Source organism: Saccharothrix sp. S26 (assembly GCF_021390395.1).
Lineage (GTDB): Bacteria > Actinomycetota > Actinomycetes > Mycobacteriales > Pseudonocardiaceae > Actinosynnema.
This window is the reverse complement of record NZ_JAJUWT010000019.1, coordinates 137301-149622: the sequence shown is the minus strand read 5'-3', so window position 1 is coordinate 149622 and position 12322 is coordinate 137301. Positions and strand designations below refer to the sequence as shown.

The 12322-nt window shown below is 71.6% G+C and carries 7 protein-coding genes and 1 pseudogene; 5 read left to right on the top strand and 3 right to left on the bottom strand.

Going from position 1 to position 12322, the window contains the following annotated elements; translation table 11 throughout:
• From LZG04_RS28525 to LZG04_RS28510, 4 genes are all read left to right on the top strand, one after another.
• Entirely contained in the window at nucleotides 1-1188 is a 1188-nt protein-coding gene (locus tag LZG04_RS28525; protein ID WP_233822547.1) for a mandelate racemase/muconate lactonizing enzyme family protein, read from the top strand.
• A 315-nt stretch (nucleotides 1189-1503) separates the two neighbouring features.
• On the top strand, nucleotides 1504-3864 hold the full coding sequence (locus LZG04_RS28520) for an RICIN domain-containing protein (RefSeq protein WP_233822545.1): 2361 nt from the start codon (nucleotides 1504-1506) through the stop codon (nucleotides 3862-3864).
• Between the two features lie 115 nt (nucleotides 3865-3979).
• Nucleotides 3980-5458 carry an arabinofuranosidase catalytic domain-containing protein gene (locus tag LZG04_RS28515; protein WP_233822543.1) on the top strand — a complete coding sequence of 493 codons (1479 nt, stop codon included), beginning with the start codon at nucleotides 3980-3982 and terminating at the stop codon, nucleotides 5456-5458.
• Nucleotides 5459-5491: 33 nt separating this feature from the next.
• Nucleotides 5492-6598 (top strand): ricin-type beta-trefoil lectin domain protein, encoded by a 1107-nt coding sequence (locus tag LZG04_RS28510; protein WP_233822541.1) that lies wholly within the window; start codon nucleotides 5492-5494, stop codon nucleotides 6596-6598.
• A gap of 104 nt (nucleotides 6599-6702) precedes the next feature.
• Here LZG04_RS28510 and LZG04_RS43140 read toward each other — a convergent pair.
• A pseudogene (locus tag LZG04_RS43140) lies at nucleotides 6703-6864 on the bottom strand (hypothetical protein); the annotation flags it as partial.
• A gap of 290 nt (nucleotides 6865-7154) precedes the next feature.
• Nucleotides 7155-8165 (bottom strand): PaaX family transcriptional regulator C-terminal domain-containing protein, encoded by a 1011-nt coding sequence (locus tag LZG04_RS28500; RefSeq protein WP_233822539.1) that lies wholly within the window; start codon nucleotides 8163-8165, stop codon nucleotides 7155-7157.
• 285 nt (nucleotides 8166-8450) lie between these two features.
• Between LZG04_RS28500 and LZG04_RS28495 the strand changes: the two genes are divergently transcribed.
• The gene (locus LZG04_RS28495; RefSeq protein ID WP_233822537.1) at nucleotides 8451-9800 is read left to right on the top strand and encodes a PHB depolymerase family esterase; all 1350 of its coding nucleotides are present in this window, start codon (nucleotides 8451-8453) and stop codon (nucleotides 9798-9800) included.
• A 112-nt stretch (nucleotides 9801-9912) separates the two neighbouring features.
• Here LZG04_RS28495 and LZG04_RS28490 read toward each other — a convergent pair whose 3' ends face one another.
• Complete coding sequence (locus tag LZG04_RS28490; RefSeq protein ID WP_233822535.1) at nucleotides 9913-12273, bottom strand: family 43 glycosylhydrolase; 2361 nt, start codon at nucleotides 12271-12273, stop codon at nucleotides 9913-9915.
• Nucleotides 12274-12322: the final 49 nt, after the last annotated feature.

Below are 12322 nucleotides of genomic sequence, written 5' to 3'. Positions count from 1 at the left end.
ATGCGCATCACCGGTTATCGGACCCTCACGACCGTCAAGGCCTGGGGCAGGCCGGTCGGGGACGCCAACGGCGTCTTCGCCGACGGTGTCATCCGGGTGCCGATCGTCCTCGTGGAGACCGACGTCGGCATCACCGGCGTCGGCCTCGGACCGCACGTCGAGATCGAGACCGTGTTCGCCGCCATCGAGGGCGAGGACCCGCGCGGCGTCACCGCCCTGTACGACCGGATGCTGCGCCGGGTGTTCAAGGCGGGCCACGCGGGCGCGGTGTTCGGCACCATCGGCGCCCTCGACACCGCGCTGTGGGACATCAAGGCGCAGGCCGCCGGCGAACCGCTGTGGCGGCTGCTCGGCGGCCGCGACCGCCGCGTGCCCGCCTACGCCTCGGGCCTGTGCATCGGGCTGGGCGACGACGAGCTCGTGGCGGCCTACGAGGCCTACGCCGCCCACGGGCTGCGGGTGGCGAAGATCAAGGGCGGGCTGGACGTCGACCGCGACCGCGACCGGCTCATCCTGGTGCGCGACGTGCTCACCGCCGCCGGTCGCGGCACGCGGCCGGGGCTGATGATCGACGTCAACGAGGCCCTGACCCGCAAGCAGGCCGTCCGCCACGTCGCCGAGCTGGAGCGCACGCTCGACCTGATCTGGGTCGAGGAGCCGGTGCGGCGGTGGGACGCGGAGGGGCACGCGGCCGTCAGCCGAGGGATCCGGGCGTCGGTCGCCACGGGGGAGAACCTGACCGGGCTGGAGCAGTACCGGCCGCTGATCGCGGCGGGAGCGGTCGACGTGGTGCAGGCGGGCGCGGGGTGGGGCGTGACCCACTTCCTGCGGGTGGCGGCCCTGGCGCACGCGCACGACCTGCCCGTGAGCCCGATCGGCAACTCGCCGGTCGGCCTGCTGCACGCGGCCACGTCCGTGCCGAACCACCTGGTCAGCGAGTTGCAGGAGCTGCAGCCGCCGTCCGGTCTGTCGTTCGACCTGCACATCGAGGACGGCGCGTTCGTGCTGGGTGACAGCCCGGGGCTGGGCGTGAGGGTCGACGAGGAAGCGATCCTCGCCGCGGGCCTGGGGCTGGCCGCCCCGCCCTCCGACGGCCCGCACGTGCGACCGGAACGCGCCGGGCAACGCCTGCTGGCGGTGGTGCGCGACTCGATCACGCCCGACCGCCTGGACGCCCTGCCGTCCTGACCGACGTCCGGGCGACCGCCACCGGACCGCACTCCGATCCGCCGCTCGGCCGGCCACCCCGGCGGGCTTCCCGAGCCGCCGCTCCAACCGGCCGCCTCCGCCGGCTGCCCTCGTCACGACTTCCCGACCCGCCTGCCTTCCCCGACTCGCCCTCGCAACCGCGGCTTCCCGGCACCTGCCCCGCCCGCAGCCCGATTCGTGGCTCCGCTTCGGACCCACCTCGCTCATCCCGCCGCACCGACCGGCCATCAGACCGCCGCACACCATGTTCCCCCCGCCAGGAGGTCCCCCTTGTTCGCGTCCTCGTCCTCTGCGGTGCGCAGGGCCTTGTCGGCCGGAGCCGCCGCCGCGGTGGTGGCCGCGGTGGTGGCCCTCGCGCCACCCGCGCAAGCCGCCACCACGACCCTCTACGCGTCACCCACCGGCAGCGGCACCGCTTGTTCCGCCGCGCAGCCCTGCTCCTTGCCCGCCGCACAGGCCGCCGTGCGGTCGCAGAACAGCTCGATGTCCGGCGACATCGTCGTGCAGTTGGCCGACGGGGTGTACCGGCTCACCGAACCCCTGCGGCTGACCGCGGCGGACTCCGGCACGAACGGCTACCGCGTGCTGTGGCAGGCCGCGCCCTCCGCGCGTCCGGTGATCAGCGGCGCGCGTGCCGTCACCGGCTGGACCCTCGCCGACGCCGGCAGGAACATCTGGCGCGCGAACGTCCCCACCGGGCTCGACTCGCGCCAGCTGTACGTCAACGGCGCGATCGCGACCCGCGCCCGCACGCAGGTGAACCGGGCCGACTTCACGTTCACCAGCACCGGCATGAGGTTCTCCAACTCCGCCCTGGGCTACCTGAACAACCTGGCCAACCAGAACCGGGTCGAGGTGGAGAGCGTCAACTCCTTCACCGACCGCTACTCGCCGGTGCAGAGCATCAGCGGGAACTTCCTCACCATGCAGCAGCCCGCGTGGAACAACAACACCTTCGGCTACGACACGCTCAGCCAGCCGCACCGGGCCGGGCCGTTCTACCTCGCCAACGCCTACGAGTTCCTGGACTCGCCGGGGGAGTGGCACCTCAACCCCGGCACGGGCGCGTTGTCCTACATCCCGTTGGCCGGGCAGAACATGAGCGCGGTCAGCGTGGAGCTGCCCACGCTCCAGTCACTGGTCCAGGTCGGCGGCACCTATGACGCGCCCGCGCACCACATCTCGTTCACCGGCATCACCTTCACCGGCACGAGCTGGCTCGGACCCAGCAGCAACCAGGGTTACGCCGACCAGCAGACCGGCAGCTACATCGCGGGCAACTGGAACTGGCCGGCCGACCGGCTGACCTCCTGCCAGAACGGCTGCACGCAGTTCGAGGCGGCCCGCCCGCACTGGAACCAGATGCCCGCGGCGGTGCAGGTCTCGGCCGCCAACAACATCACGTTCAGCGAGTCGCAGTTCGTCAACCTGGGCCAGACGGCCATCGGCATCGGCAACGACGCCAACGCCCACGGCAGCGGCGTCGGCCTGGGCGCGAGCAGCATCACCGTCACCCGGTCCGAGATCGCCCGCAGCTCGGCGGGCGGCATCGTGGTCGGCGGCGTGCGCGCCGACGCGCACCACCCGAGCGACCAGCGGATGGTCAACCGGGACATCACCGTCAGCTACAACCGCATCCACGACCTCGGCGTCGAGTACCGGGGCAACGTCTCGGTGCTCAACACCTATGTCAGCACCGCCACCGTGGCGCACAACGAGGTCTACAACATGCCGTACTCCGGCATGTCCATCGGTTACGGCTGGGGCGCCAACGACGCGGGCGGCAACAACAACTACGCCAACCGGGGGCTCTACAACTACCAGCCGCGTTACACGACACCCACCACGGCGTCGAACAACCGGCTCATCAACAACTACATCCACGACGTGATGCAGCAGATGAACGACGGCGGCTGCATCTACACGCTGGCGTGGAACCCGAACGCCTCGATCAGCGGGAACCACTGCCTGCGAACCAACGGCTACTTCGGGCTCTACTTCGACGAGGGATCGAAGTACTACTCCGCGACCGGCAACGTCTTCTCCAACACCGGCACGTGGGCCACGGCCAACTACTGGGGTGGCGAGAACATGGGCAACTGGACGCTGACCAACAACTGGTCGACCAACAGCAGCACGAACATCACCAACGGCGACCGCGGCAACGTGGTGTCCGGCAACGTCGTGGTCACCAACGGCAACTGGCCGTCGGGCGCGCAGGCGGTGATGGCCAACGCCGGTCCCGGTGGCGGCAGCGTCGGCGGCCCGCAGAACGCCATGCTGGTGGGCGGTCAGTCGGGTCGCTGCCTCGAGGTGGCCGCCGGCAGTGGCAACGGCGCGCAGGCCCGGCTGTGGGACTGCGCCGGCGGGGCGAACCAGCGCTGGACGTACACCTCGGGCAAGCAGCTCGTGGTGAACGGGAACAAGTGCCTCGACGCCAGCGGCAGGGGCACCACCAACGGCACCGCGGCGATCATCTGGGACTGCAACGGCCAGGCGAACCAGCAGTGGAACGTCAACGCCAACGGCACCATCACCGGCGTGCAGTCCGGGCTGTGCCTGGACGCCAGCGGCCAGGCCACCGCCAACGGCACGCTCATCCAGCTCTGGTCGTGCCACGGCGGCACGAACCAGCAGTGGAGCGTGCGCAACTGACACCACCGCGCGGGGGTCGGACCTCCCGACCCCCGCGCCACGCCCGAAGCCGCCGCCACGACGCCAAAGGAGCATGACCGTGCAACCTCCACGCGTTCGTCCAGCAGGATCGTCGATGCGCCGGTGGCGTGCACGCGCGGCGATGCGCCTGCGCGTGGCGCTGGCGGTGGCGTTGTTGCCCGCGGCCGCGGTGGCGGTGGCCGCGCCGACCGCCGCGTCGGCCGCCGGCACCGGGCCGTGCGACATCTACGCCTCGGGTGGCACGCCGTGCGTGGCCGCCCACAGCACGACCCGCGCGCTGTACGGCTCCTACGCGGGCAACCTTTACCAGGTCCGGCGCTCGTCGGACAACACGACCAGGGACATCGGCGTGACGGCCGTCGGCGGCACCGCGAACGCGGCGGCCCAGGACTCGTTCTGCGCCGGCACCACGTGCGTGATCACGGTGGTCTACGACCAGTCCGGCCGGGGCAACGACCTGTGGTACCAGGGCTCGACGGTGGTGCCCGGCTCCACCCAGAGCAGGCCCGCGGTCGCCACCTCGGAGTCGCTGTCCGTGGGTGGCGGCAAGGCGTACTCGCTCTACATCAACCCCGGCAACAGCTACTGGCGCGACGGCCACCTGACCGGCGTGCCGACCGGTAGCGCGCCCGAGGGCATGTACATGGTGACCAGCGGCACGCACGTCAACAACGGGTGCTGCTTCGACTACGGCAACAGCGAGACGACCCGCAGCGCCGACGCGGCCGGCGCGATGGACGCGATCAACTTCAGCACCCAGTGCTGGTTCGGCGGGTGCTCCGGCACCGGCCCGTGGGTGCAGGCCGACCTGGAGTGGGGCCTGTACCCCGGTGGCAGCCAGTCGTGGAACCCGAACCAGCGCGCGTTCCCGAACAGGTTCGTCACCGCCATGTTGAAGAACAACGGGACCACGCGGTTCGCGCTCAAGGGCGGCGACGCGCAGGCGGGCAGCCTGACCACCCTCTGGGACGGCCCGCTGCCCAACGGCTACAGCCCCATGAAGAAGCAGGGCGCGATCATCCTGGGCAGCGGCGGCGACTGCTGCAAGCCGGGCGGCGGCGCGAACCTCAGCGCGGGGACGTTCTACGAAGGGGCCATGGTCGCGGGCTACCCCTCGGACGCGACCGAGAACGCGGTGCAGGCCAACGTCATCGCGGCCGGGTACAGCACCGGCGCCACCACCCCCGGCGGCGCGGTGCGCGCGGTGGGCGCGGGCAAGTGCCTCGACGTGCCGGACGGCACGGTGGGCGCGCAGGCCCGGATCTGGGACTGCCGGGGCGGTGCGAACCAGACCTGGACCCGCACGTCGTCGGGGCAGCTGGCGGTGTTCGACGGTAGTGCCCAGCGCTGCCTCGACGCGTACGGTCAGGGGACCGGCGCGGGCACCAGGGTGGTCATCTGGTCCTGCAACGGTCAGGCCAACCAGCGGTGGAACGTCAACGCCAACGGCACGATCACCGGCGCGCAGTCCGGCCTGTGCCTGGACGTGTCGGGGGCGTCCACCGCCAACGGGGCGCAGGTGCAGCTGTGGACCTGCCACGGCGGCGCCAACCAGCAGTGGAACCTCACCTGACGCCCGACCGGGCGCCGAACCACAGGAGAACGCATGCGACCACGCTTCCGGACGCTCGCCGCCGCGGCGGCGGCGGTGCTCACCGCCGCGCTGCTGCCACTGGGCACCGCGTCCGCAGAGTCCAACGGCGGGGTGCGGGTCATGCCGCTGGGTGACTCCATCACCGAGGGCACGCAGGTGCCCGGCGGCTACCGGATCGGGCTGTGGCAGCGGTTCGGGTCCGGCAACTACCGGGTCGACTTCGTCGGCTCGCAGTTCAACGGCCCCGCCTCGCTCGGCGACCACGACCACCAGGGCCACCCGGGGTGGCGCATCGACCAGATCGACGCCAACGTCGTCACCTGGTTGCGCAACACCAACCCGCGCACGGTGCTGCTGCACATCGGCACCAACGACATCCTGCAGAACTACAACGTGGCCAACGCGCCCGCCCGCCTGTCGGCGCTGATCGACCGCATCACGGCGACCGTGCCGAACGCCGACGTGTTCGTCGCGACGATCATCCCGCTGTCCAACTCCGGGCAGGAGGCCGCCGCCCGCAACTACAACGCCGCCATCCCCGGCATCGTGCAGGGCAAGGTGAACGCGGGCAAGCGGGTGCGCCTGGTGGACATGCACGCCGCGTTGACCACGGCCGACCTGATCGACGGCGTGCACCCCACCGCCACCGGCTACGACAAGATGGCCGCGACCTGGTACGCGGCCCTGCGGGCGGTGCCGGGCAGCATCGGCGACCCGGTCGCGTCGCAGGGCAGGCAGGTCGTCGGCGTGCCCTCGGGCCGCTGCCTCGACGTGCCGGGCTCGTCGACCACCAACGGCACCCAGCTGCAGCTGTGGGACTGCCACGGCCAGCCCAACCAGTCGTGGACGCAGACCTCCAACCGGCAGCTCGTCGTGTTCGGCACCAAGTGCCTCGACGCCTACGGTCGCGGCACGACCAACGGCACCCAGGTCGTGATTTGGGACTGCCACGGCGACACCAACCAGCAGTGGAACGTCAACGCCAACGGCACGATCACCAACGTGCTGTCCGGCCTGTGCCTGGACGCGTCGAACTTCGGCACGGGCAACGGGACCAAGCTGGTCCTGTGGTCGTGCAGCGGCCAGTCCAACCAGCAGTGGACGGTGCGCGCGGCGTGACCCCAGGAGGCCGGGCTCCCCGTCGGCGGGGGCCCGGCCTCGTCGTGCCGGGCGGGCGACCCGGTCCGGTCCGGAGTCCTGCTCGGTGTCGCGTGGCTGTACCCGGCCTTGCACGGAGAAGTCGCTGTACGCACGAGGTCCGGTTCCACGACGACGTCCGCATACTCCAGTGCGCTGCGGTACCCGTCGACGCGGGCACGGCTGCACAGCGTGGTCGTGGGCCCGGAGATCACCGAGATCCGGCGCTGTCCGAGCGCGGGCAGGTGCCGGGTCGCGGCCGGCCCAGTTCGCCGACAGCCCGGCCGGCACGAGGATCACGCCGAGCGGGCGGCGGGCCGGCAGGTCGTCGAACCACTCGCGCCGCGGCCGGTGCTCGCCGCCCAGCTCGGACAGCACCACGGCGGCGCGCTCGTCGGCCGCGGCCGGCTCGACGCCGCGGATGACCTCGGTCGACCACGCCGGGTGCATCTCGTGGAACACCAGGTCGATCGTGCTTCGTCGGCTGGCGGGTGTGTCGGCGCGGTGTGGGATCGGTGTCGTCGTGTTGGGCGCGTGGTCAGGGGCCGGTGGGTGAGCCGGAACGGTCCGCTGCGCAGTCCTGCTCGGCGTCGGGCGCCCACGCGCCCTGGAGGCCGATGAGCATGTCCTCGACGGTGTGGGCGCGCACGTCGGTGAGCGGATCGGTGGTGAAGCGGCTCGCGACGGCCCGCACGTGGTCCTGGGCGGGGCCGGCCAGGCCGTCGTAGACCGCGGTGAACACCTCCCGCGCGGGTTCGCGCGGCCAGCCCGGTGGCAGCAGCCGCAGCGGCAGGCGGGGGTCGAGGATCGGCAGCCGGCGGTAGGTGTCCATGACCTCGGTGCGGGCGCGGACCGCCTCGACCCCGGTGATCCGACCGGCCCGGATGTCGGGCAGCAGCGGCCGCCAGCGCCGGAGGAAGTCCTCGTAGTGGCGGGCGATCGCGGCGGTGTCCCAGGCGTCGAGCGGGTCGCGGCCGGTGGAGTTGCCGAGGTCGACGTGGCGGGCGCGGAAGACGGTCATGGCGCCGAAGGCCAGCTCGGCCAGGTGCGCCCTGGTCTTGTCGGTGAGGTCGTGCGGTGAGACCCACAGGCCGTCGTAGAGGGGCGCGCAGCCGAACCAGCGCAGCCAGGTGCGCAGTTCGCGCCGGCGGGAGACCGCGTCCTGCGGCACCGAGAAGGCGATCAACGTCCACCGGCCGTCCCACGGCTCGTCGGCCGCGGCCGCGGCGACGATGGAGCGACCACCGGCGGCCAGGTTGAGCGCGGCGGCCGTCGTGAGCCGGTAGGAGCTGTTGCGGCCCTGCTTGCTGCCTTCGAGCACGCCGCGGCGGGCGAGCCTGCTGATGGTGGTGCGGGCCCCGGCGTGGCTGACGCCGGCCTCGGCCAGCAGCGCCACGATCGCCGCCGACGGCAGCCACCCCCTGGCGCGCAACGTGTAGTCGGCCAGCAAGGTCACGGTCAGGCCCTGGGGCGAGTTGCCGGACTGCCGTCGGGGAAGCCGGACCGAGTCGTCCGGGAAGATCTCCTCGATATCGTACGGGCTGGTCACGGCGGCTCCGGCGGTGGCTCGGACAGGTCGTCGCCACCGACCCTAATCCGCCGCGCGGCACGCCGACCGGTCAAGACGGTCGATTGACAGTTTCCGGGCCGAACGGCAGGCTAACTGTCACACGATGGACGGGATCCGACCGGCCGGGACCGCGCGCTCGACCGCACCGGCCGGTCAACCGCCGGACACGTCCACGCGTGCAGCTCCCACCGCCGCACCGCGGGTCGCACCAGGGCCCGCGGGCCAGCCCTGTCCGGCCGTGCGCGAACCAAAGGAGTCAAGCGCATGAAGGTCACACCGAGTCTCATGCTCGCCGCGGCGACGTCACTGGTCGTGGCGGGCCTCGTCGCCGTCGCGCCCACGCCCGCCTCCGCGGCCTCGTTGACCGAGGTCACGAACTTCGGCGCCAACCCGGGCGGGATGCGGATGCACGTCTACGTGCCCGACTCACGCCCGACCAACCCCGGCATCGTCGTGGCCATGCACGGCTGCGGCGGCTCGGGCCCCGGCTTCTACTCCGGCAGCGAGTTCGCCTCGCTGGCCGACCGGCACGGTTTCGTCGTCATCTACCCCAGCGCCCAGCAGGAGGCCGGGTTCGGCAAGTGCTTCGACACCTGGTCCGACGCGGCCAAGCGCCGCGGCGGCGGCAGCGACCCGGTGTCGATCGTGTCCATGGTGACCTACGTCCAGCAGCGCTACGGCGGCGACCCGAACCGGGTCTACGCCACCGGCTCGTCGTCGGGCGGCATGATGACCAACCACATGCTGGCCCTGTACCCGGACGTGTTCAAGGCCGGCGCGGCGTTCATGGGCGTGCCCTACAACTGCTTCGCCAACGCCGCCGACTACCCGCCCGGCAGCAGCCGGTGCACCGGCGGCGGTGGCGCCAACCGCACCCCGCAGGAGTGGGGTGACGCGGTGCGCCAGGCGTACCCCGGCTACACCGGCGTCCGGCCGCGCGTGCAGCTCTGGCACGGCACCAACGACACCCTCGTGCCGTACGCGCTGCTCCAGGAGTCGATCGAGCAGTGGACCAACGTGTTCGGGCTGAGCCAGACCCCGTCGTCCACGGACACCCCGCAGTCCGGCTGGAACCGCCGCCGCTACAACGACTCCTCGGGCGCCACCAAGGTCGAGGCGTACAGCATCCAGGGCGCCGGGCACAGCCTGCCGTCGACCGGCATGGCCGCCCAGGCGATCGCGTTCTTCGGCCTCGACCGCCCCGTCGATCCGACCAGCACCACGACCACCACTTCGACGACGACCACCACCACCACGACCAGCACCACGACCACCACGACCACCACGGGTGGCAACGGCTCGTGCCGCGTCACGAGCACCGTCAACGCCTGGAACACCGGCCTGACCGAGTCGATCACCATCACCAACACCGGCGCCACCGCGGTCAACGGCTGGTCGCTCGTGTTCACCCTGCCGGGCGGGCAGACCATCACCTCCGGCTGGAGCGCCACCTACTCGCCGACCTCCGGCCAGGTCACCGCCAAGAACGTGGCCTACAACGCCTCGATCCCGCCGAACGGCTCCATCGGCATCGGCTTCCAGGCCACCCACGGCGGCAACACCGCCAAGCCGGCGTCGTTCACCCTCAACGGCACGCCCTGCGCCACCGCCTGACCCACCGGACCAGGACCACCCACGACGCCACCGGCTGAACCGGGGCCGTGCGAGGGGAGCGCTCCGCACGGGGCGAGGTGGCCCGGGACACCCGGGCCACCTCGCCGAGCGGTCAGCGGCAGGTGCGCGCCGCGTACGGCACCGACACCTCGACCGACTCCTCACGCCCGTCGACGGTGGCGGTCGCGGTGACCGTCGCCGCGCCGGCGGGCAGGGCCCGTTCCCGGGTCATGAACGGGTGGAAGCGGGTCTTGCCCGGCTCGACGTCGTCGAACGACTTCGAGCCGTACGCCGTCTCGACGACCGCGTCGACCGGCACGGCCTCGCCGTTGGTCACCCGCACGGTCAGCATGACGTTCGGGCCGGCGCACCGCGTGTCCGCGGAGCCCTCGACCTTCAGCGACGGCTTGGTGAACCGCCAGTTGTCGACCTCCACCAGGTCCTGGCCGTCGGGCCCGACGAACGTGAAGTACACGTCGTGCACGCCCGAGACGCCGGACAGCTCGGTCCCGACCTCGGCCCACTGCCCGACCGGCCCGTCGACCGGGATGGTCGCGACCACCGGGCCGGCGCGGTCGTCCAGGCGGACCTGGATGCCCGTGCCCGCCGTCAACGGCTTGACGCGGGCGGACACGCCGGTCGCGCCGGTGCCGAAGTCCGCCGACGACAGCGACGTCCAGTCACCGTTGTCCACGTCGTGCAGCGCCAACTGCGGCACGTCGTCGACCGCGTTGAGCCGCTTGGTGGCCAGGCCCTGCTGCCACGCGATGGTCTCGGCCTCGACCACCCGGTAGGGGTCGAGCCGGCGGATCTGCTCGACGCCGTCGAAGGTGCCCAGCACCTCCTTCACCGTGCCGTCCGCGTTGAACTCGAGCTTCGCGATGTGCGGGCTGCGGAAGCCCTGCGTCGCGCCGCCGGTGATGCGGCGGTTCAGCGTCTGCGCGTGGTAGGTGAAGTAGTACTCACCGCCCAGCTCGAAGACGGACTGGTGGTTGTTGCCGCCCGCGCCGAAGTAGACGCCCGGGTTCTTGAAGATGACGCCCGCGTACTTCTCCGGCGTCCACGGGCCCATCGGGCTGTCGGCCATCAGGTAGGCGATCGCGCCGGTCGGCGGGCCGTTGGGGTCGATCGGGCCGCCGAAGCCGAAGTTGGACGAGTAGGAGTAGTAGTACTTGCCCTCGCGCTTGAAGACGTGGCCCGCCTCGAACATCAGCGGCGCGTCGATGGTCTCGGCCGCGCCCTCGGTGCTGATCATGTCGTCGCCGAGCTTGATGACGCGGGTCGACTTCGGGTGGTTGGTGTTCTCGTAGGAGTTGGACCCGTCGTTGCCGCCGCCACCGAAGTACAGGTAGCCCTGGCCGTCGTCGTCGATGAACACGCCCGGGTCGAACAGCCAGTTGCGGCCGTCCGACGCGCCCGGCGTCTGGGCGGTGATGAGCAGGCTGCCGCGTTCGTCGCGCCACGGGCCCAGCGGCGAGTCGCCGACCAGCACGCCGGTCGCGGCACCGTTGTTGGCGAAGTAGAGGAAGAACTGCTCCTTGCCGTCGACGACCTTGCTCTCGACCGCGGGTGCCCACGACTGCGAGGCGTACTTCGCCAGGCCGTTCGGCCCGGCGACCGCGATCTCGCCGTGGTCGGTCCAGTTGACCAGGTCGTCGGAGGAGATCACGGTGATCGTGTTGATGCCGCCGTAGGTGTTGGTCGGCGAGATCCCGTCCGGGCCCGGGTTGTACACCTGGGTGTCGTTGGTCATGTAGACGTAGACGCGGCCGCCGTGCACGAACGCGTTGCCGTCGGCACCGAACTTGTGGGAGATCAGCGGGTTGCCCTCACCGGGGTTCTTGCCGAGCACCTCGATGGTGGTGGACGGCGTGAACTCGCGCAGGACGACGTCGTCGACCTTGAAGTCCATCAGGTGGACCGCGGGCGCGGAGGCCGGGTCGGCCGTCCACGGCGTCTCGACGAACACGCGGGGCGTGGTGACCGCCTGGCCCGCCGGGATCGTGAACGTGCCCTGGAGCAGGCCCCACTGGCCGCGCGGCACCGTGCCGGTGCCCAGGTTGGTGTAGGTCGAGCCGCCGTAGTGCATGGTGACGAAGAACTGCTTGGTCGCCGGGCTGGCCGGGTTCTCGTACTTCACCCGGGCGGTGACGGTGTAGGTCTTGCCCGCCCGCACCTTGCCCGCGAGGTCCTGCGCCGGTCCGGAACCGGTGGTCTTGCGGTTGGTCACCAGCACCGCGCCGGTGCCCGCGTAGGCGTCACCGGTGGGCGCGAGGGTCGCGCCGTCGGTGGCGTTGCCGTTGTTGACGGTCCACCCGGACAGGCCGTCCTCGAAGCCCGGGTTGGTGATGAGGTTCGGTCCGGCGGCCGCCGCCGTCGGCGCTGCCGCGAGGCCGCCCGAGAGCAGGGCTCCGACGGCGGCGAGGACGACGGCCCTGCGCCGTCTCGACCGATGTGGACGTTGTCGGTGCACGTGGTTCTCCTTGTTCTGCGTGTGCGGATCGTTCCGGGTGCGTGGGTCG